Annotated in this window: 20 protein-coding genes; 14 read left to right on the top strand and 6 right to left on the bottom strand. The window is 64.4% G+C overall.

Features of this window, described 5'->3' with window-relative positions; all coding sequences use genetic code 11:
- The first annotated feature begins 8 nt into the window (after nucleotides 1–8).
- Entirely contained in the window at nucleotides 9–1001 is a 993-nt protein-coding gene (hemB, locus tag FHS92_RS10130; protein ID WP_184080374.1) for a porphobilinogen synthase, read from the top strand.
- A gap of 4 nt (nucleotides 1002–1005) precedes the next feature.
- On the opposite strand, the gene FHS92_RS10125 is transcribed toward hemB, so the two are convergent.
- On the bottom strand, nucleotides 1006–1554 hold the full coding sequence (locus FHS92_RS10125; RefSeq protein WP_184080064.1) for a hypothetical protein: 549 nt from the start codon (nucleotides 1552–1554) through the stop codon (nucleotides 1006–1008).
- A gap of 86 nt (nucleotides 1555–1640) precedes the next feature.
- Between FHS92_RS10125 and FHS92_RS10120 the strand changes: the two genes are divergently transcribed.
- The 7 genes from FHS92_RS10120 to FHS92_RS10090 all read left to right on the top strand — a co-directional run bounded on the left by FHS92_RS10120 (nucleotide 1641) and on the right by FHS92_RS10090 (nucleotide 7422).
- On the top strand, nucleotides 1641–2582 hold the full coding sequence (locus FHS92_RS10120; RefSeq protein ID WP_184080062.1) for an AEC family transporter: 942 nt from the start codon (nucleotides 1641–1643) through the stop codon (nucleotides 2580–2582).
- Nucleotides 2583–2727: 145 nt separating this feature from the next.
- Nucleotides 2728–3084, top strand: a complete 357-nt coding sequence (rplU, locus tag FHS92_RS10115; RefSeq protein WP_184080060.1) for a 50S ribosomal protein L21 — start codon at nucleotides 2728–2730, stop codon at nucleotides 3082–3084.
- Between the two features lie 37 nt (nucleotides 3085–3121).
- Nucleotides 3122–3391: a 50S ribosomal protein L27 gene (gene rpmA, locus FHS92_RS10110; RefSeq protein ID WP_184080058.1), complete on the top strand. Its 270-nt coding sequence runs from the start codon at nucleotides 3122–3124 to the stop codon at nucleotides 3389–3391.
- Nucleotides 3392–3643: 252 nt separating this feature from the next.
- Nucleotides 3644–4216, top strand: a complete 573-nt coding sequence (locus FHS92_RS10105; RefSeq protein ID WP_184080056.1) for a GNAT family N-acetyltransferase — start codon at nucleotides 3644–3646, stop codon at nucleotides 4214–4216.
- 76 nt (nucleotides 4217–4292) lie between these two features.
- Nucleotides 4293–5396, top strand: coding sequence for a GTPase ObgE (gene obgE, locus FHS92_RS10100; protein WP_184080054.1), 1104 nt, complete (start codon nucleotides 4293–4295; stop codon nucleotides 5394–5396).
- Nucleotides 5378–6511 carry a glutamate 5-kinase gene (proB, locus tag FHS92_RS10095; protein ID WP_184080052.1) on the top strand — a complete coding sequence of 378 codons (1134 nt, stop codon included), beginning with the start codon at nucleotides 5378–5380 and terminating at the stop codon, nucleotides 6509–6511. The genes obgE and proB overlap by 19 nt, the downstream gene beginning before the upstream one ends.
- Nucleotides 6512–6519: 8 nt before the next feature.
- Nucleotides 6520–7422, top strand: a complete 903-nt coding sequence (locus FHS92_RS10090) for an SDR family oxidoreductase (RefSeq protein WP_184080372.1) — start codon at nucleotides 6520–6522, stop codon at nucleotides 7420–7422.
- A 110-nt stretch (nucleotides 7423–7532) separates the two neighbouring features.
- Here the strand turns inward: FHS92_RS10090 and FHS92_RS10085 are convergent, their stop codons facing one another.
- Nucleotides 7533–8081: a Pycsar system effector family protein gene (locus tag FHS92_RS10085; protein WP_184080050.1), complete on the bottom strand. Its 549-nt coding sequence runs from the start codon at nucleotides 8079–8081 to the stop codon at nucleotides 7533–7535.
- A gap of 147 nt (nucleotides 8082–8228) precedes the next feature.
- On the opposite strand from FHS92_RS10085, the gene FHS92_RS10080 reads away from it, so the two are divergent.
- From FHS92_RS10080 to FHS92_RS10070, 3 genes are all read left to right on the top strand, one after another.
- A complete protein-coding gene (locus FHS92_RS10080) occupies nucleotides 8229–8471 on the top strand; it encodes an acyl carrier protein (protein WP_184080048.1) in 243 nt (80 codons plus the stop codon).
- 10 nt (nucleotides 8472–8481) lie between these two features.
- The gene (gene spt, locus FHS92_RS10075; protein ID WP_184080046.1) at nucleotides 8482–9744 is read left to right on the top strand and encodes a serine palmitoyltransferase; all 1263 of its coding nucleotides are present in this window, start codon (nucleotides 8482–8484) and stop codon (nucleotides 9742–9744) included.
- Nucleotides 9745–9817: 73 nt separating this feature from the next.
- Entirely contained in the window at nucleotides 9818–11839 is a 2022-nt protein-coding gene (locus FHS92_RS10070) for an ATP-binding protein (protein WP_425506238.1), read from the top strand.
- Here FHS92_RS10070 and FHS92_RS10065 read toward each other — a convergent pair.
- The 3 genes from FHS92_RS10065 to FHS92_RS10055 form a co-directional block, all read right to left on the bottom strand.
- Nucleotides 11796–12626 carry a hypothetical protein gene (locus FHS92_RS10065; protein WP_246351935.1) on the bottom strand — a complete coding sequence of 277 codons (831 nt, stop codon included), beginning with the start codon at nucleotides 12624–12626 and terminating at the stop codon, nucleotides 11796–11798. The genes FHS92_RS10070 and FHS92_RS10065 overlap by 44 nt on opposite strands.
- A gap of 80 nt (nucleotides 12627–12706) precedes the next feature.
- On the bottom strand, nucleotides 12707–13675 hold the full coding sequence (locus FHS92_RS10060) for a diacylglycerol/lipid kinase family protein (protein ID WP_184080044.1): 969 nt from the start codon (nucleotides 13673–13675) through the stop codon (nucleotides 12707–12709).
- Between the two features lie 25 nt (nucleotides 13676–13700).
- On the bottom strand, nucleotides 13701–14207 hold the full coding sequence (locus FHS92_RS10055) for a DUF2141 domain-containing protein (protein ID WP_184080042.1): 507 nt from the start codon (nucleotides 14205–14207) through the stop codon (nucleotides 13701–13703).
- A gap of 124 nt (nucleotides 14208–14331) precedes the next feature.
- Between FHS92_RS10055 and lptF the strand changes: the two genes are divergently transcribed.
- Entirely contained in the window at nucleotides 14332–15555 is a 1224-nt protein-coding gene (gene lptF, locus FHS92_RS10050; protein WP_184080040.1) for an LPS export ABC transporter permease LptF, read from the top strand.
- Between the two features lie 9 nt (nucleotides 15556–15564).
- Nucleotides 15565–16665, top strand: coding sequence for an LPS export ABC transporter permease LptG (lptG, locus tag FHS92_RS10045; RefSeq protein ID WP_184080038.1), 1101 nt, complete (start codon nucleotides 15565–15567; stop codon nucleotides 16663–16665).
- Nucleotides 16666–16668: 3 nt separating this feature from the next.
- On the opposite strand, the gene FHS92_RS10040 is transcribed toward lptG, so the two are convergent.
- Nucleotides 16669–17727, bottom strand: a complete 1059-nt coding sequence (locus FHS92_RS10040; RefSeq protein WP_184080037.1) for a fatty acid desaturase family protein — start codon at nucleotides 17725–17727, stop codon at nucleotides 16669–16671.
- Nucleotides 17728–17858: 131 nt separating this feature from the next.
- Between FHS92_RS10040 and FHS92_RS10035 the strand changes: the two genes are divergently transcribed.
- Nucleotides 17859–19016: an N-acetyltransferase gene (locus FHS92_RS10035; protein ID WP_184080035.1), complete on the top strand. Its 1158-nt coding sequence runs from the start codon at nucleotides 17859–17861 to the stop codon at nucleotides 19014–19016.
- The last annotated feature ends 2 nt before the right edge of the window (nucleotides 19017–19018 follow it).

Below are 19018 nucleotides of genomic sequence, written 5' to 3'. Positions count from 1 at the left end.
TGACGAACATTCCTTCCGCCAGCTATCCCGCGCTGCGCCTGCGCCGCACCCGTGCTTCCGCATGGAGCCGCGCGATGCACGCCGAGCACAGGTTGCACCCGAGCGATCTGATCTGGCCGCTCTTTGTCACCGAAGGAAAGCAGGTCGAGGAACCGATCGCCAGCCTGCCGGGCGTATCGCGCTGGTCCGTGGACCGGGTGGTCGAACGCGCCCGGGACGCACGGGATGCGGGTATCCCCTGCATCGCCTTGTTCCCAAACACACAGCCCGAACGGCGCAGCGACGATGGGCAGGAGGCTTTGAACCCCGACAATCTGATGTGCCGCGCGATCCGTGCCATCAAGGACGCGGTGCCGGACATTGGCGTGCTGACCGACGTGGCGCTCGACCCCTATACTGCGCATGGGCAGGACGGGCTGGTCGATGACCGGGGACGCATCCTGAACGATCAGACGATCGACGTGCTGGTGGGCCAGTCACTGAACCAGGCGGCGGCGGGCGCGGACATCATCGCGCCCAGCGACATGATGGACGGCCGTGTCGGTGTGATCCGTGCCGCTCTGGAGCAGTCCGGCCATCAGGACGTGCAGATCATGGCCTATGCCGCCAAATATGCGAGCGCCTTTTACGGCCCCTTCCGCGACGCAGTGGGATCACGCGGGCTGCTCAAGGGCGACAAGAAAACCTACCAGATGGACCCATCCAACGCCGAAGAAGCCCTGCGCGAAGTGGCGCTCGATCTCGCCGAGGGGGCCGACAGCGTGATGGTAAAGCCCGGCCTGCCCTATCTCGACATCGTGCGCGCGGTGAAGGACCGCTTCGCTGTTCCAGTGTTCGCCTATCAGGTGTCGGGCGAATATGCGATGATCGAGGCGGCCGCTGCGGCTGGCGCAGGCGACCGCGACGCGCTGATCCTCGAAACGCTGATGAGTTTCCGCCGGGCGGGCTGCACCGGGGTGCTGACCTATCACGCGCTGCACGCCGCGCGTTTGATGGGATGACGCGCTAGGGCTGCTTGAGCATTGCCCTGAGCGCATCGAGGCGATCGTTCTCGCTATCCACGATCGCAAGCGCGGCGCTGCGCGCATCGGCGAGCGGATCGCCCGGTCCGATGATCGGAAGCTGACCATCGGCGATGGCCTTCGCCCGGTCCGCATAAAGCGTATCGAGCGTTGCGAGAGCGGAAACGGCCCCGTTGCGCTCGCTGGCAAGACGACCGAGGCCGACATTGGCCGTGACCCATGTTTCGCTGGATATGGCGGCGCCGGTGGCGGCGCGCACCTGCGCGGCTACGCCGTCATACGCCGAATCGAACGCTGCTCGCCCGGTTTCCGCCTGACGCAGGAGGACGGGCACCTGCGTCTGCCAATCCGCGACTGTACCACTGGGCACGCTCGTAGGGACGACGGGAGCCGGCGCAGCGGTCTGCGGAACTGGCGCTCCGCCCTCGATCGGGCGGCGCGCCAAGGAGGGATAGCCCCGCCCGTCGTTCCCCATATTCGCACAACCGGCGAGGAACAGGGCCAGAGAGGCGACAAGGCGACGTGCGATCATGTTCCGGCACTTAAGCGGTGCGCCGCGCCGTTGCAACCGCCCGACTGCGCATTTGGCAAGCCCGTCAAATGCCGCTAGGCGGAATCATGCTTGCAACCATCGGCATGATCCTTCCCGTTTTCCTGCTCGTCCTCACCGGTTTCGGCATCGGCAAGGCGGGCGTCCTTCCCCCCCAGGCCGGGGAATTGTTGAGCCGGTTCGTCACCTGGGTCGCGCTGCCCGCGCTGATGATCGACGTAATGGCGACCACGGACTGGACCCGCACATGGGACAGCGGCTTCGTGGTCGCTTCGCTGGGCGGGAGCTTCCTGCTGCTCGGCATCGGCATGCTGCTTGGCCGGTTGCGCGGACTCTCCTTTGCCGACATGGCCATCGATGGCCTGAACGCCAGCTATTCCAACACGGCTTATGCGGGATTGCCGCTTCTGCTGCTGGTGCTGGGTCCCAGGAGCACACCGCTCGTGATGATCGCGGCGGCCATCACCCTGATGGCGCTGTTCGCCACGGGCGTCATCCTGATCGAACTCGGTCATAACCATAAGGCCGGGCTGGGCGGCGCACTGGCCAAGGCGGGTATCGGCGTTGTGCGCAACCCGGTAATCGTCTCCACCGTAATCGGCACGCTGTGGTGGTTTAGCGGCATTCCCGTGCCCGCGCCGATTGCCCGTTTCCTTGCCATGCTGGGCGGCGTTGCCAGCCCGACCGCGCTGTTCGCCATCGGGCTGTTTCTCGCGGCGACTCCCTTGCGCCTCGCGCTCGCCAGCGGGCCGGTCTGGAGGCTCACAGTCGCAAAACTGCTCGTGCACCCCGCGGCGACCGCCTTCCTCGCCTATCGCGTGCTGGACCTGCCTCCGTTTACGGCGTTGGTCGTCACGGCGATCGCGGCGCTGCCGACCGGCACAGGTCCGTTCATGGTCGCGAGCTTCTATGCGCGTGACGAGCGCGTGACGACGGGCACCGTGCTGCTGACAACGATCCTGTCGGCGCTGACGCTCAGTGCGTTGCTGTCCTTCGTTCCGCACGGATAGGCGGGCAAGGCCGAGAAAGGCCGATTTCGCCGCCAATCCGGTTGACAGCCGCCGGATCATCCACTAACGGCGCTCATTCCGCGCGGGTATCCGGGGTCGCGGCCTTGGATCACGCGCCAAGCAGTTTGGATGAAGAGATAGAGCCATGTTCGCAGTCGTGCGCACGGGCGGCAAGCAGTATCGCGTTGCCGCAGGAGACAAGATCGTAGTCGAGAAGCTGGCCGGTGAGGCGGGCGACACGATCACGCTGGGCGACGTTCTGCTCGCCGGGGAAGGCGCGGAGCTGAAGGACGTTGCCGGCCTCACCGTTTCCGCTGAGATCGTGGCGCAGGCAAAGGGCGAGAAGGTCATCGTCTTTAAGAAGCGCCGCCGCCACAATTATCGCCGCAAGAACGGCCATCGCCAGCGTCACACGATCCTGAAGATCGTTGCGATCGGCGGGGAAAAGCCGAAGAAAGCCGCCGCAAAGAAGGCCGAGCCGGCCGCCGCTGCGGAAGCCTGAGCCTCAAGGGCTCGCGAGAGATTTGGGAGTTTAGACAATGGCACATAAAAAAGCAGGCGGCTCTTCGCGCAACGGTCGCGACTCAGAGAGCAAGCGCCTTGGCGTGAAGAAGTTCGGCGGTCAGGAAGTGATCGGCGGCAACATCATCATTCGCCAGCGCGGCACCCGCGTGTACCCCGGTCGCAATGTCGGCATGGGCAAGGATCACACCTTGTTCGCGCTGACCCAAGGCCGCGTGGTGTTTCACCAGGGCAAGCTCGGCCGCAAATATGTGTCGGTCGACATGATGGCGGAAGCCGCGGAATAATCGGACGACTCGGGCTGCGGGTTCGTCCAAGGGACGCCCGCCGGAGGGTCTGATTTTCTCAGATATTCGGTAAAGAGGAAGACGGGGCGTCCGAAGCGGGACGTCCCGTTTTTCTTTTGCGTCTTCCTCTTCCCCGGCGGGGAACCACAGTTCGTCCTGTGCGTCGCACGGGGCAGGGCAAATCCCGCTATAATGTCGCCAGACTGTAACCCGTTACGGTCACAGGCGCTGAGAACAAGAAGGAGACGCAAAATGTTTGCGCGAACCCAGAGACTGGTCCTCCGCCCCGGCTGGACCGAGGATGCCGAAGCCCTTGCCACTGCGCTGGGCGATCATGCGGTCCGCCGCAACCTGCTCCGCGTGCCAGAACCTTATGGGGTTCAGGACGCGCGCGATTTTCTGCGTCAGCCACAGGATCCGCTGCTGCCCAATTTTCTGGCCTTCGCACGGACCGGCGGCGCGCCGCGTCTGGTCGGCGGTTGCGGCCTGACACGAGATGAGCAAGGTCGACCGGAGCTGGGCTACTGGATCGCACGTCCCTTCTGGGGGCTCGGCTTCGCGACCGAGGCCGTGCAAGCGGTGATGGCCATCGCCCGTTCGGCCGGGATTGGCACGGTGCGCGCGAGCGCGATCGTCGACAACCGTGCATCAGCCAAGGTTCTGCACAAGGCAGGTTTCCGCGACACCGGCCGTATCCAGCCCCGCTACAGCGCAGGGCGGGGCGAAGACGTCCCGTGTGCGCTGTTCGAGGACGACGCGCACATTCCCATGCGCGACGACCCGGCCTTGGAACTGTACCTCGACCGCGCACCGATAGCGGCCTGACGATAGGGAGACCGGCGCCACGCCGGTCTCCATCCCCACTGGCTAATCCCGCCAAGGCGCGGTAAAGGCCAGCGCCATGCATTTCCTTGATCAAGCCAAGATATTTATCCGCTCCGGCGGCGGCGGTCCCGGCGCCGTCAGTTTCCGGCGGGAGAAATATGTAGAATATGGCGGCCCGGACGGCGGCAACGGCGGCAAGGGCGGCGACATCATCTTCGAGGCGGTCGCGGGGCTGAACACGCTGATCGACTTCCGCTATACCCAGCATTTCAAGGCGCCGCGTGGCATGGGCGGTGCGGGCAAAAACCGCACCGGAGCGGGCGGCAACGACCTGGTCATCAAGGTGCCGGTGGGCACACAGATCATCTCCGATCCGCAGGACGAGGACGAAGAGCCGCAGGTCCTCGCCGATTTCACGCAAGTCGGCCAGCGCCAGGTGTTCCTGCGCGGCGGGGACGGCGGGCGCGGCAACATGAGCTACAAGACCAGCACCAACCGCGCGCCACGTCAGCATGGCACAGGCTGGCCGGGCGAGGAGATGTGGGTCTGGCTGAGGCTGAAGCTGCTCGCGGATGTCGGTCTCGTCGGATTGCCGAATGCAGGCAAGTCTACCTTCATCAATCAGGTCACCAACGCCAAGGCCAAGGTCGGCGCCTATCCGTTCACCACCGTGCGCCCACAGCTGGGCGTCGTCAGTCACAAGCAGCGCGAGTTCGTCGTCGCGGACATTCCCGGCCTGATCGAGGGCGCGGCGGATGGCGCGGGGATCGGTGACCGTTTTCTAGGGCATATCGAGCGGTGCCGGGTGCTCCTTCACCTGATCGACGCGACCGCCGACGATCCGGTCGAGGCGTTCCGCATCGTCACCGACGAACTGGAGGCCTATGGCGCGGGATTGGAAGACAAGCCGCAGCTTGTCGCGCTCAACAAGGGCGACTTGCTTGACGAGGAACTGATGGAGGACATCGCCAGCCAGTTGCGTGAAGCAGGCGTGGCGGACATCTTCCTCATTTCCGGCGCTACCGGCGCAGGCGTGCCTGAACTGCTGGATACGATACTCGAAATCATGGATGAGGATCGTGCCGCGCTTGACGCTTTTTCGGAGGACGGCGGAGACCCGGACGACGGGGACGAGGGGGCGGATTCGACGGGGGAAAAGCCATGGTCGCCGCTGGGCTAGCCGGTTTTCCGCCGGCCACCTGCCGCCGCATCGTCGTCAAGATCGGGTCGGCGCTGCTCGTTGATCCGGCGGGCGCGATCCGGTCCGAATGGCTCGCCAGCGTCGTCGCGGACATCGCCGCACGCCATGCGGCGGGGCAACAGATCATCGTCGTCTCTTCGGGCGCGATCGCGCTGGGTGCGCGGCGGCTGGCGCTGCCCAAGGGCGGACGCGGGAGCCTCGACGATGCGCAGGCGGCGGCCGCTGTCGGCCAGATCGCGCTTTCCCAGCACTGGGCGGGCCTGCTCGGCGAGCGGGGCATGACGGCAGCGCAGATGCTCCTCACCCTCGATGATCTCGAAAATCGCCGCCGCTACCTGAACGCCGCCGCCACGCTGGAACGCTTGCTGGCGCTCGGCGTCGTGCCGGTCATCAACGAGAATGACAGCGTCGCGACCACCGAAATCCGCTTCGGCGACAATGACCGGCTGGCTGCGCGCATCGGGCAAGCGGCGCGGGCGGATGCGGTCGTGCTGCTCTCCGATGTCGATGGCCTTTATACCGCCAATCCGCACAGCAATCCGGATGCGACGCTGGTGCGCGACGTGAAGCGGATCGACGCCGCGATCCTGGCGATGGCTGACGGCGGCTCGGGCTCGGGCATGGGTTCGGGCGGCATGGGATCGAAGATCGAGGCGGCGCGGATCGCCACCGGCGCGGGCACGCACCTTGCCATCATATCGGGCCTCACCCCCTCCCCGCTGTCGCGCTGGGAAACGGACGGCAAGGGCACGATCTTTCACGCGCAAAGTGGCAACCGCGCTCGCAAGAGCTGGCTGGCCGGGCGGCTGACGACGCGCGGGACGATTATCGTAGACGCCGGGGCAGCACGCGCCCTTGCCAAGGGCAACAGCCTGCTGCCCGCCGGGGTCAGGGGCGTGACGGGCAGCTTCGCACGGGGGGACGTGGTCGATATTCTCGACGTCGAGGGCCAGCGGATTGCGCGCGGCCTTGCCGAATATGACAGCGCCGACGCGACGCGTATCGCGGGCAAGCGCAGCGAAGAGATCGGTGCGATATTGGGCGACACCTTCCGTCCGGCGCTCGTGCACCGCGATCATATGGTCATGCTGTGAAGATTGCGATGACCGGCGCGACCGGCTTTGTCGGAGCGGAGACGTTGCGGCAGGCGCTCGATGTCGGACATCGCGTCACCGCCCTCACGCGACGACCGCAGCCTCCACGGGACGGGGTAACCTGGGCTCCGGGCGCGCTGGACGATGCCGCTGCCCTCGATACGCTCGTTGCGGGGGCCGATGTCGTGCTGCACATCGCGGGCGTGGTAAACGCCCCCAGCCGCGCGGCGTTCGAGGCGGGCAACGGAACGGGCACGGCCAACGTCATCGCGGCGATGCAGCGCGCAGGCGTGCGGCGGCTGGTGCACGTCTCCTCGCTCGCCGCGCGAGAGCCGGAGCTGGCCGATTATTGCTGGTCCAAGGCGCTCGCCGAGGAGCATGTGCAGGCATCCGGCCTCGATTGGACAATCGTGCGCCCGCCCGCCGTCTATGGGCAGGGCGACACCGAATTTCGCGAGCTGTTCCGCGCGGCGAGCAAGGGCGTGCTGCCGGTCCCGCCGCAGGGCCGCGCCTCGCTCATCCAGGTAACGGATCTGGCACGCGCGCTGCTGGCGCTGTGCGAGACGGCCGATCCGGCGCATATCGGCGCGACCTATGAAGTGGACGATGGCACGCCCGGAGGCCTCAGCCATGCGGAACTGGCCGCCGCCTTCGGCAGGGCCATGGACCGGCGGGTGCGACCTATTCCACTGCCCCGCTGGGTGCTGATGAGCTTCGCCGCGCTGGATGGACTGGCGCGCGGCCCTGCGGCCAAGCTGACGCCCGACCGGGTGCGTTATATGTGCCACACGGACTGGGTAGCGGACCCGGCAAAGCGTCCTCCAGCTGCGCTATGGGCGCCACAGATCAGCACCGACGCCGGGCTGCGCATGGCTGCAGCGAGGTATCGAACCCAGCCCCGTTCGTCCTGAGTAGGGGCTGAGCGCAGGCGAAAACCAGATCGAAGGAAAGGCGCTTCGATACGCCATTTCGACAAGCTCCATGGCACGCAGCACGAACGGTTATGGGAAGAACCGCCTGATCAGACCGTAACCCCTACCGCCAGCTCTCCCGCGAATGCGACAAACGCCAGTATCAGCCCGGCCAGAAACGCACGATAGGCATAGCCGAGGAAGCGGTATTTCTTGCGGGCGAGCACCTGCCCGTTTTGGTAGATATCACGCAGCATAGTGCGATACGCCGCTTCGTCGCTGACAAGCCGGTCGAGTACCCGGTCGATAAATTCCGCCTCGCTCAAATGCGTGAACACGCCGAAAAACAGCAGGTTGGCGTCGTCATCCACATCCCCTTTCCCCTGCGCCACCTTGGGCAGCACGGCCAGGATTGCACAGACAGCGGCCACCAGCGCGCCGCTCGCCAGAAGTGTGATCGGGAGCAGCATACCCCCGCCACTGCGCACCTGCCCCACCGACAGGGTGAACACCACGAACGCCGCGCCCATCACCATATTGGCCTTCTGGTCGGCCATCTGGCTCAGCGTCAGATTGCCTTGCAGCACGGTGCGTACGAGATGGACAGCGTTAGGCGGAAAGGACCGGTCTGGGGCGTTCTTGCTCTGCTCGTCGGTCATGTCCGGTTGCTTTCTCCCGCTTTGGCGGCGCAGAATGGCATCTCTGGCCACAACCGGCAAGATGATGCCCGATTGCGGCCTTATTCCCTTGCCAAAGGACGCGAGCGGCGCGCATGAACGCATCGGCCTGCCACAGAAAGACGAGATATGACGGATCGCCAGGAAATTTACGACACCATCGCGGCGCAAATCGCGCCGTTCAACAAGAAGGGCATCACGCTGACCGAGGCAACGACCTTTGCCGGGGATCTGGAGTGGGACAGCCTGACCGTGATGGATTTTGTCGCGGCGATCGAGGATGAATTCGACATCATCATCACCATGAACATGCAGGCGGAGATCGAGACAGTGGGGCAGCTCACCGATGCCGTCGTGAAACTCCAGGCCTGAGGGAACAGCGATGAGCGAAGCCACCGCCACCGCCAACGATGCGTCCACCCCTGCCGAAGTCGCCGCGCCGCGCGACCTGTTTTCCAAATTCGACGCGCTGATCGCGGAGCGTGAGGCGCTGCTCGCCACCGGCGTGCGCGATCCGTTTTCCATCGTGATGGACGAGGTGAAGTCGCCGACCGTCGCGGTCATCAAGGGCAAGGAAACGATCCTGCTCGGCACCTATAATTACATGGGCATGACCTTCGACCCCGATGTGGTGCAGGCGGGCAAGGACGCGCTCGACGCATTCGGCGCGGGCACAACGGGCAGCCGCGTTCTGAACGGCACCTATCAGGGGCACAAGGAAGTCGAGCAGGCGCTGATCGACTTCTACGGCACCGAGCACGCGATGGTTTTTTCGACCGGATATCAGGCCAATCTGGGCATGATTTCGACGCTGGCGGGCAAGGGCGACTATATCATCCTGGATGCCGACAGCCACGCGTCAATCTATGACGGTTGCTATCTCGGCAATGCGGAGATCGTGCGGTTCCGCCACAACAGCGTCGAGAATCTCGACAAGCGGCTCGGCCGCCTGCCCGCCGAAGCGCAGAAGCTGGTGGTGCTGGAGGGCGTCTATTCGATGCTCGGCGACGTCGCGCCGCTGCCCGAGATGGTCGCCGCTGTCCGCAAGCATGCCAACTGCATGATCCTGGTCGACGAAGCGCACGGCATGGGCTTTTTCGGCCCCAACGGGCGCGGGGTGTACGAGGAGCAGGGGGTCGAGAAGGACGTGGACTTCGTGGTCGGCACCTTCTCCAAGAGCGTCGGCACAGTCGGGGGCTTCTGCGTCTCCAACCACCCGAAGTTCGAAGTGCTGCGTCTCGTTTGCCGTCCCTATGTCTTCACCGCTTCGCTACCGCCGAGCGTCGTGGCGACCGCTGCAACATCGATCCGCAAGCTGATGCACGCGGGCGACAAGCGCGCGCATCTGTGGGAAAACAGCCGTCGTCTGCATGGGGGGCTGACCGATCTAGGCTTTACGCTCGGTACGAAAACGCCGCAGTCGGCCATCATTGCCGTGATCCTGACCGATCAGACACAGGCGGTCGCGATGTGGCAGGCGCTGCTGGAGCTCGGGCTGTACGTCAACATGGCGCGCCCGCCCGCAACGCCAGCGGGAACCTTCCTGCTGCGCTGCTCGCTCTGCGCCGAGCACAGCGCGGACCAGGTCGAGCAGATCATTGGTATGTTCGCGGCGGCAGGCAAGGCCACCGGCGCGATCGGCTGACCGGAAAATCTGCCCGTTTCATACCGTTGCGTGACGGCTTCCTTCTCACCGGCAAACCCGTTAAGGTTATGCTATGGAAGACGCGTACGCGATCGACATGGACGAGGAGACCGAGGGTTCGTGGTGGCGTCACGTACTCGAACGGGCGCTCCCCTTCCTGATCGGCATTCCGCTGGTCCTGGCGCTCGGTGCACTGCTTTATCAGGCCAGCACGGCAGCGCGCGATCGGGAAAGCGCGCTCTCTGAGCAGCAACGCAGCTATGAGATCATTGCGCTCGCACGGCGCCTCGACGGATCAATCGCCAAGGCAGAATCCACCTTGGCCCGCTACGTCATCAGTATGGACGCGAACACCGGGCGTTTGTACCAGCAGCACTGGTCGCGCGCGGCGGCGGAACTCGGTGCGCTGGAGCGGGCGACCCGTGGAGACGCGGCGCAGCATCATCTCGTCGAAAAGCTGAGCTTCGCGTTTCGTGACCGCGGCCAGACGCTCAGCGACATTGCGCTGCGCACCACCTACGACCAGAAAATGACGTCGCTCGGCAAATTCCACCAGGCGGGCACCGCGCAGAATCTCACCGAGATCGGCAGCGACCTCGATGCGATCATCGCGGCGGAAATGGAGCGGCTGCGCGCACGCAACCTCGATGTCATTCGCACCGGCGACAAGACGGCGCAGCTGGCGACCACATCCTGGCTGGTCGGACTGGTGCTGCTGGTCGCCATTCTGGTGACGGCATGGGTGGCGCGCGGTGCGTTCAACGATCGCCGCATCCAGCGCCGTCTGACCCGCGACGAGGCGGCGCGTGCTCTGGCGCTCGAAAAGGCGGTGGCGGTGCGCACGGCCGAACTGCAGCTCGCCTATGTCCAGTTGCAGCAGGAATCGACCGACCGCGCGGCGGCCGAGGAGAGCCTGCGCCAGATGCAGAAGATGGAGGCCGTTGGCCAGCTGACCGGCGGCATTGCACATGATTTCAACAATATGCTCGCTGTCGTCGTCGGCGGACTGGAGCTGGCCCGGCGACGGTTAATGAAAGCGCCGGAGGAAGCGGCACGGCACATCGACAACGCGATGGAGGGCGCCAACCGGGCGTCCGCCCTCACCCGCCGCTTGCTTGCCTTTGCGCGCGCGGAGCCACATTTGCCCGATGCCACCAACCCGGACGAACTGGTCTCCGGCATGGGGGAACTGATCGACCGCACGATCGGCGACCAGATCCGCGTGACTTTCGATCTGGCTGCGAACGACTGGGCCATCTACGTCGACCGCTATGCGCTGGAAAATGCGATCCTGAACCTTGCCGTCAATGCGCGCGACGCGATGGAGGGCAAGGGCACGCTCACCCTCGCCACGCGCCAGCGCCGACTGGCTGCGGGAGAGGTGGGCGAATGCGTGGCGGGCGAATATCTCTCCCTTGCGGTGACCGACACCGGCTGCGGCATGCCGCCGGAGGTACTGGACCGCGTGTTCGAGCCGTTCTTCACCACCAAGCCCGCCGGACAGGGCACCGGGCTGGGGCTGAGCCAGATCTTCGGCTTTGTCGGCCAATATGGCGGCGAAATCCGCATCCAGTCGAAGCTCGGGGAAGGCACCACGGTCGAGATGTTCCTGCCGCGACACCATGGCGTCGCGGCGCCGAGCACAATATCGCTATCCGGTGGCGCGTCTGAGAATGCCACGTCAGGCGAACCGGGCGGTGATGTCGGCCTGTCGATCCTGGTGGTGGAGGATGATCCGCGCGTGCTGGCGCAGACCCGCGCCGCGCTCACCGAACTCGGACACAATCCGATCTGCTGCGACAGCCCGCTCAAGGCGCCGCAGATGCTGCAGGCAAATCCGGATGTACGCCTGATCCTCTCCGACGTGCTGATGCCCGACATGACAGGGCCAGAGATGATCGCGTCCCTGCCACCGGCCTGCCGCGCCATTCCGGTCATTTTCGTCACCGGCTATGCAGGCGACGTGTCCGACAACCGGCTGTTCGAGGGGCACGGCCTGTTGCGCAAACCCTATACGCTTGCCGCGCTGGCAAACGCGATTGCCGACGCGGTCAGCGAATTGCCCGGCTCGCAAACAACCGCGGCAGCAGAGTAAGCGCACCGAGCAACGGCCAGCGCCGCTGCCAAGGACGGATCATGATACGCGTTCCGGCGTGGCGGTTGATCTTCCACGCGAGATAATCGATCCCACCCGCAAAGGTGAAGCTCGCCTTGGCAAGCCGCGCGACGGTGAGCCATTTCCCGCGCCGTTGCAGGCGACGCCAGCGCCGCATGTTGGCCTCCCGCTCGGCGGCATCGAAGCGCCCTGCGGGGTCGAGCTGCCCCCCAGCGACGGCCGCGTCGTAGAAGCGGCGAAAGCGCGCTGGATCGCTGTCGACGATCGAGCCGGAGCGTCCGGAACGCTCCGCTCGGATCTCCGCGCCATAGGTCAACGAAAAACCATGCTGCCAAAGAGTAAGCGCATCGCTCCTGTCGGCAGTGGGCTGGGCGAGACGCAACAGGGTCGGCGCGGCCTGCGCAATCGCTGCGATCGCTGTCCTGCGCGCCTCGGTGTCCGCGCACCACAGCAGCCGCGACGGCTGGGCAAAGCGTGCCCATACCGACACATTGTCCGCCTGCTCTCCGCATAGCCGTGCAAAATCCGCCTCACTCAGCACCGCATATTTGGCGGCGAGCCCGTCATGCTCGAAGGGAAAGACGTTGGGCGGGATCCACCGATTGGCGCGCGCCAGCCAGCCTTTGCCATAGGCCGCTTCGTAATCGCTGACGATGAGATAGAAATCGAGCATCAGCCCGTCGAGTTGGGCTTCGCGCAGGCAGGAGCCGTAGAAAAGCACAGCGCGCGCTGCATCCGGGTAGCGTCCCGCGAGCGCATAAGCCATTACGACCGCACGCGCATCAGACGGGGTATCCAGTTCCACCGCCACCAGTTCGTCCAGGGTAGAGATAGCGGTCTCTGCCGTTATGCAGCGAGGCGCAGGAATGGCACCGGCGCGGTCGAGCGCAGCACGATCGGGCGGCCGTGGCTCGCCTCGAAAATCTCGCCGTCGAGGATGACGCTGCTATGGTCGCCCTCGATCCGGATGACGTCGCCTTGTTCCAGGTGAATGCCCTGCATCCGGCTCGCGCCGAAGCGGCCGGTCAGGCTGGCGAACAGCATGCGCAACACGGCGGCGGCCGTCTGGTCCACCGCCATGAGCTTCAGCCGCCCCTGCCCCGCGTCGCCCGGCTTCGCCCCGAGCAGCAGTCGTTCCAGCGTGGTGACGATCAGCACGGCGAACTTGCCCGCCAGTTGTCCGTCGCGCATGAGCGAAATTGAAATCGGCCGGGCAGAGGGCGGCAGATAGCGCCCGCGCACGCCGAACAGATTGCTCAGCAATACGGCAAAGGCCGTGAGCACATGGCTCAGCCCGTTGGAGAGTCCGAGCGGATAGATCTGGTTACGGCAATAGAGGATCGAGTCGGCAAGGCCTGCTCCACCCAGAAACATGCCAAGCACCGGACGCGTAGCACTTTCCCCGTCCGACAAGGCGATAAGCTCGCGCACGACGACATGATCCTGCACATTGGTCTTCGCGATCTCGACGATCCGCGCCAGCGCCTTGATCGGGTCGCCGCGAATGCCGAGATCGAGTGCGATCAGATTGGTCTTGCCATTAGGCAGCACCGCCACGGGCGGAACGTCGGTATCGAAATGGCCACCCTGATACAGCTCGGTCAGCGCGGTCTGCACCGTACCATCGCCGCCGTTGATGACGATAACGGCCGGCTTTACCCGGGCGATCGTTTCCATCGCCCGGCCGATCTGGTCGACGTCGTCCACCTCGTAATGGAAAATGTCCGGCGAATTCGCGCAATAGCTGCGCACACGCGGGAGCAACTGGCGGTTGCCAGTGGAGTGGGGGTTGGACAGGAGGGCGACGCAGACCATTCAGGCGGTTTCCTAGATTGATGCCCTAAAAATATTGTAGCGTGATCGAGATGCTGGTCGGCGCGTTCCCAACCGTAATCGCGGCCTTGTCCACCGACGGCTTGCCAAGGTTGAAAATGCTCGCCTTGGGATTGTTCGAAAAACCGCCTCCATCCTCGCGCAGGTCGGTCTTGCCATTACCGTTGCGATCGTGGCGCACCGCGATGCCGTAGCGACCGGGCGCGGGCAGGGGGAGGCAGAACTTCATGCGACCATTGCTCGCCTGGACGGGCACGTCGATGCGGTCGATCCACGCACCGCTTTCCAACCACGCGCTACGGGTCGCAGGATAGGCCTGGACGCGGATCTTGCCGGTCGCGCCCTTGAACCCGCTAACGTCCACCAGCACGGCAGGTCCGGCCGACGGCGCACAGCGCGACAGATCATTATCGATGACCTGCCGCTGCGCCACCGCACGGGCGGGCGTGACAAGAACACCGGTTGCAACGAGCACCGTGGCAACTGCCCCCAAAGCACCCGAAAAATTCAACATGACCAAAGGTCTCCTCGAAGCTATAGCCCGCCCTGTCGACGTGACGAGACGGGTGGCCCTGTTCGCCCCTCTTGCGATATGATCTGCCTTTGCGGCCAAAACATGGTGACGGGACGACCATAAATTGAAACTTTTTACGGCCACCGACCGATATATCGCCCGACTGGTTGCAATTCCGATGGCAAGCACTCTGGTGATTGCGGCGATGCTGCTGGTGCTCGACAAAATGCTGCGCCTGTTCGACTTCGTCGCGGCGCAAGGCGGACCGGTCAGCGTCGTGTGGCGGATGCTCGCCAATATGCTGCCGGAATATCTGTCACTGGGCATTCCCATTGGCCTGATGCTGGGCATTTTGCTGGGATTCCGGCGTCTGGCGCTGTCTTCGGAACTGGACGTGATGCGCGCGGTCGGGATGTCTCCGATGCAGCTTTTGAAAGTGCCCTATCTCTTCGCGTTCGGGCTTGCGCTGCTCAATCTGGCGATCGTCGGCTTTGTCCAGCCTTACGCCCGCTACGCCTATGAAGGCCTGTCCTACGAATTGCGCTCTGGCGCGCTGGGTGCATCCATCAAGGTCGGCGAGTTCACCAGTCTCGGAAAGAACATGACCCTGCGAATCGAGGAGAGCCGCGACAAGGGTCGTGATCTCTATGGCATTTTCGTGCGCGCGAAGGGTGGCCCCGGCGGCGACAAGGGGCAGGTCCTCGCGGTGACGGCCGCGCGCGGCACCTTCCTCGCCACCGACGATCCGGACACCATCATTCTGCGTCTCACCGACGGTGTACTGGTCCACAGTTCTGACAAGATCGTGAACCCGCGCATCCTGAGCTTTTCGAGCCACGACTTGCCCATCGACCTCCCTAAGATTGAGAATTTCCGGGGCCGGGGCGATGCCGACCGCGAACTAACCCTGCCGGAACTCGCGCGGGTCAGCGTGTCACCCCATACCGCGCCGATGCTGCGCAATGAAGTGCGCGCGAATTTCCATTTCCGGCTGGTAGAGGTGGCGATGATGTTCCTGCTGCCGCTTGCCGCCCTGGCCTTTGCGATTCCGCCCAAACGGTCGACATCGGCACTGGGCGTGTTCCTGTCGATCATCTTCATCGTGACCTATCACAAGATCAACCAATATGCCGAAGGTGTGGGCGCGGCGGGCAAGTTTGATGCGCTGCTGGCGCTCTGGCTGCCCTTCCTCGTGTTCGCTGCGCTGATCCTGTGGATGTATCATGTGGTCGCGCACCGGCCGGGCGGCCAGCCGATTGGGGCGCTGGAATCGCTTTTCGCGAAAGTAACCAAATGGCTCGCAAAATGGCTCCGGTTCGGGCGGAAACGCTTGCACCAGATCATGTAGGAAGGCGTTATGCAGCTGCAGTTTTTTCCGTCGCGCACCCTCGCCCTCTATGTGGGCCGCGCTTTCCTGATCCGCTCGTTTGTCGTGCTGATCATGCTTGTCCTCGTGCTGATGACACTCGACCTGCTCGGCCAATCTGAAGAGATCCTGGCGCCTGCCGGCAATGGCGAGGCGGAATTGTGGCATTATGTCGGCCTGCGCCTGCCGCAGATCGTCGCGCGGTTTCTGCCTTTCTCGGTGCTGCTCGGTACGCTGGTCACGCTGACGGGCATGAACCAGAACAGCGAGATCGTTTCGATGAAGGCGGCGGGTCTCTCCGCCCACCAGATCCTCGCGCCGCTGATGCTCGCCGCGCTAGGCATTGCCGCCGTCAGCTATACGTTCAACGAGCGAATCGTTACCCGCGCCACTGCTGCGCTCGAAGCATGGCAGGCGGTCGATTATGGTCCGATCCCGCGCGAGAGCGGGATAAAGACGAATGTCTGGGTGCGTGACGGCAACAATTTGATCAACGCCGGGGCCGTGACGGGCCGTGGCAATGCGACCAAGTTGCGCGATATCGAAATGTTCAACCGCATTGAGAACCGGCTGGTCAATGTCGTGCGCGCGCCGACGGCCAGCTATGATCCCGCGACCCGATCGTGGCTGTTTCACGATGCGCGGCAGTTCGATGTTGGCCGCGGAACGATGCGACAGGTCGGGACCGTCCGCGCCGCCACCAATGTGCGGCCGGACCAGTTCACCTTGGCCAAGGTGAATGCCGACGGGCTCGCGTTCCAGCCGCTGCAACAGGCGATCGGCGATCTGCGCGATGCGGGCCGTCCCACAAGCGCGCTCGAATCGACGTTGTGGCACAAGATTTCCGGGCCGCTCTCCGCGCTGCTGATGCCGTTGCTGGGTTCTGTGTCGGCGTTCGGTCTGGCGCGTAGCGGACACCTGTTCGTCCGCGCGGTGATCGGCATGGGGCTGGGCTTCACCTATTTCGTGGCGGACAATTTCTCGCTCGCGATGGGCAATCTGGGGGCCTATCCGCCGTTCATCGCGGCATGGGCGCCGTTTCTGCTGTTCCTGCTGCTCGGCGAATCGGTGCTCGTCCGCACCGAGGAGTAGCCCTTATCGCCTGACCATCGTGCTGCGCGCGATCTTGCCGAGGAGCGGGATCATCCCGCCGTAATTCGCGCCATGATAGGTTGATTCCGTGCCGAGATGCGCGGCAATCCGCCGATGCGCTTCACTGAGCGAGTGATAGGGCAGGCTCGGCAACAGGTGATGCAGCGCGTGATAGCGCAGGCCGACCGGCGCCCACAGCGGCGCGATCCAGCCCGGCGGCGGGACATTGACCGAGTCCAGATATTGTCCGGTGACCGTCATCGCTTCTCCGTCATTTTCCCAGAGATGCGCGACCAGCGTGCGCAGCTGGTTGAGCACCGCCGTGACCGAGAAAATCCCCAGCGCGGTGAGCAGCGGCCGCCAGCCGAGGATCTGCGTGCTCGCCAGCAGCGCAACGGCCCAGAGGCTTGCTCCCAGCTCCTGCCAGAACACCATCCGGCCGAACGCGCCCTCCGGCGGGCGACGACGGAAGCTGGGATTGATCGATAGGGCCGAGAAACGCTCCCACACCACCGTCCGGAGCGGCGGGATGATCGCGCCGAGTGGCACAAGGACCGCGCTGCGGATCAGCAGGGCCACGGGCGCGAGCGCCGCGACCAGCACGAACACGGGAAGCGACCACGGCTTCATCAGCGCCAGCGGCAGATATTCCGGATCTTCCGGCGTGCCATAGCGGGTGCGCGCGTGGTGCAGCGTGTGCACATTCTCATACATGAACGACGGCGTGAGCATGGGGATACCGACGAACAGGTTCCACGCAAAGCGAAAGCCGGGCAGCGCGGTGCGGTGGATATGGGTCAGCTCGTGAATGAAGAGCAGCGCACGGTAAAGCGCCAGCGCGGCTATCACGCCCAGCCCGACAGTCAGGAGCAGGTTCGGGCTAAGGATTGCCCCCACCAGTGCCGCATAGCCGACCAGCGCCGAGAGAAAGCAGTCCGGCCAGTAGATCGCGGCCCGCGCGGTCGTAATATCCTTCGTCAGCTGCACCGCCGCGCGCAGCATGGCCGCATCATCCGGAGTCGCGGACTTGCTAACCACGTCGATCTTTTCATAAGCCGTCATGAAGCTGTCCTACTGTCCAAATGCGTGCGGATCATGGCAGCAAAGTGACATAATCATTGTCCGCGTCGTGCGTCCGCCCTAACAGGCCGATCGAACCATTCCTTGTCACCGATCAAATGTGAGGCAACGCCGTGGCTGTATCGGACGTAGTGATCTCCCCCGTCTCCGGCAAGGCCGACCTCAAGGCATTCGTCGATCTGGCCTGGACGGTTTATGCCAACGATCCCGCTTGGGTCGCACCGTTGAAGGACGAGGTCCACGCCCTGCTAACCCCCGGCAAGAACCCTTGGTTCGAGCATGGCGAAGCGCATTATTTCCTGGCGCGCCGCGATGGCAAAGTGACCGGGAGAATTTCCGCCCATATCGATCATCTCGCGCTTGAACAGCCGGTCGAACAGGGCATGGGGCCGGGCACCGGCAATTGGGGGATGCTCGAAGCGCTGGACGAGGAAAGCGCCGCCGCGCTGATCGCCGCGGCGGAGGACTGGCTGCGTGGCAAGGGGATGCATCGCGCGCTGGGGCCGCTGTCGATTTCGATCTGGGACGAGCCTGGCCTCCTCACGTCCGGCTTCGACCATCCGCCGACCGTGATGATGGGCCATGGCCGCCCGGAATATGAAGGCTGGATCGCGCGCGCGGGCTACACCCCCGCCAAGGAACTGCGGACGTATGAAATTCCGATCACCGGCGATTTCCCGCCCTTGGTCCAGCGCATCATCCAGTCGGGCGAAAAGAACGAGCGCATCGTCATCCGCAAGGTCGACAAGAGCAAGTTCACGCGGGAAGCGGCCACCATCCTAGGTATCCTCAACAATGCCTGGGGCGACAACTGGGGCTTCGTGCCCCTGACCGACACGGAGATCGCATTTGTCGGCAAGAAGCTCAAGCCGATCGTATTCGAGGATCTGATCCGCATTGCCGAGATTGATGGCGAGCCGGTCGCCTTCATGATGACCCTGCCCGATCTCAATGAGGCGCTGGGACCGCTCAACGGATCGCTGTTTCCATTTGGCTGGGCAAAGCTGCTGTGGTGGCTGCGTGCCCCCAAAGTACGCACGATGCGCGTCCCGCTGATGGGTGTGGTCAAGCGCCTCCAGTCGTCGCGCATCGCCAGCCAGCTTGCCTTCATGATGATCGAATATATCCGCCGCGACGCGGTCACGAAATATGGCGCAAGCCGGGGCGAATTTGGCTGGGTGCTGGAGGACAATCAGGGCATGGTCGCTGTCGCGGACGCGATCAACGGCCACATCAACAAGACGTACATCATCTACGAAAAGCCGCTGTAGTC

The sequence above is a fragment of the Sphingobium subterraneum genome (assembly GCF_014199435.1).
Classification (GTDB): Bacteria; Pseudomonadota; Alphaproteobacteria; order Sphingomonadales; family Sphingomonadaceae; genus Sphingobium; species Sphingobium subterraneum.
This window is presented reverse-complemented; position numbering and strand designations above follow the sequence as displayed.

What these genes read in the sequence shown, in the direction of transcription:
- FHS92_RS10070 (WP_425506238.1), top strand. Translation starts at nt 9,818, where the DNA reads ATGGAAGACGCGTACGCGATCGACATGGACGAGGAGACCGAGGGTTCG.
- obgE (WP_184080054.1), top strand. Translation starts at nt 4,293, where the DNA reads ATGCATTTCCTTGATCAAGCCAAGATATTTATCCGCTCCGGCGGCGGC.
- FHS92_RS10055 (WP_184080042.1), bottom strand. Translation starts at nt 14,207, where the DNA reads ATGTTGAATTTTTCGGGTGCTTTGGGGGCAGTTGCCACGGTGCTCGTT.
- lptG (WP_184080038.1), top strand. Translation starts at nt 15,565, where the DNA reads ATGCAGCTGCAGTTTTTTCCGTCGCGCACCCTCGCCCTCTATGTGGGC.
- FHS92_RS10125 (WP_184080064.1), bottom strand. Translation starts at nt 1,554, where the DNA reads ATGATCGCACGTCGCCTTGTCGCCTCTCTGGCCCTGTTCCTCGCCGGT.
- spt (WP_184080046.1), top strand. Translation starts at nt 8,482, where the DNA reads ATGAGCGAAGCCACCGCCACCGCCAACGATGCGTCCACCCCTGCCGAA.
- rpmA (WP_184080058.1), top strand. Translation starts at nt 3,122, where the DNA reads ATGGCACATAAAAAAGCAGGCGGCTCTTCGCGCAACGGTCGCGACTCA.
- FHS92_RS10065 (WP_246351935.1), bottom strand. Translation starts at nt 12,626, where the DNA reads ATGGCTTATGCGCTCGCGGGACGCTACCCGGATGCAGCGCGCGCTGTG.
- FHS92_RS10105 (WP_184080056.1), top strand. Translation starts at nt 3,644, where the DNA reads ATGTTTGCGCGAACCCAGAGACTGGTCCTCCGCCCCGGCTGGACCGAG.
- FHS92_RS10080 (WP_184080048.1), top strand. Translation starts at nt 8,229, where the DNA reads ATGACGGATCGCCAGGAAATTTACGACACCATCGCGGCGCAAATCGCG.
- proB (WP_184080052.1), top strand. Translation starts at nt 5,378, where the DNA reads ATGGTCGCCGCTGGGCTAGCCGGTTTTCCGCCGGCCACCTGCCGCCGC.
- FHS92_RS10090 (WP_184080372.1), top strand. Translation starts at nt 6,520, where the DNA reads ATGACCGGCGCGACCGGCTTTGTCGGAGCGGAGACGTTGCGGCAGGCG.
- FHS92_RS10085 (WP_184080050.1), bottom strand. Translation starts at nt 8,081, where the DNA reads ATGACCGACGAGCAGAGCAAGAACGCCCCAGACCGGTCCTTTCCGCCT.
- FHS92_RS10120 (WP_184080062.1), top strand. Translation starts at nt 1,641, where the DNA reads ATGCTTGCAACCATCGGCATGATCCTTCCCGTTTTCCTGCTCGTCCTC.
- rplU (WP_184080060.1), top strand. Translation starts at nt 2,728, where the DNA reads ATGTTCGCAGTCGTGCGCACGGGCGGCAAGCAGTATCGCGTTGCCGCA.
- FHS92_RS10040 (WP_184080037.1), bottom strand. Translation starts at nt 17,727, where the DNA reads ATGACGGCTTATGAAAAGATCGACGTGGTTAGCAAGTCCGCGACTCCG.
- FHS92_RS10060 (WP_184080044.1), bottom strand. Translation starts at nt 13,675, where the DNA reads ATGGTCTGCGTCGCCCTCCTGTCCAACCCCCACTCCACTGGCAACCGC.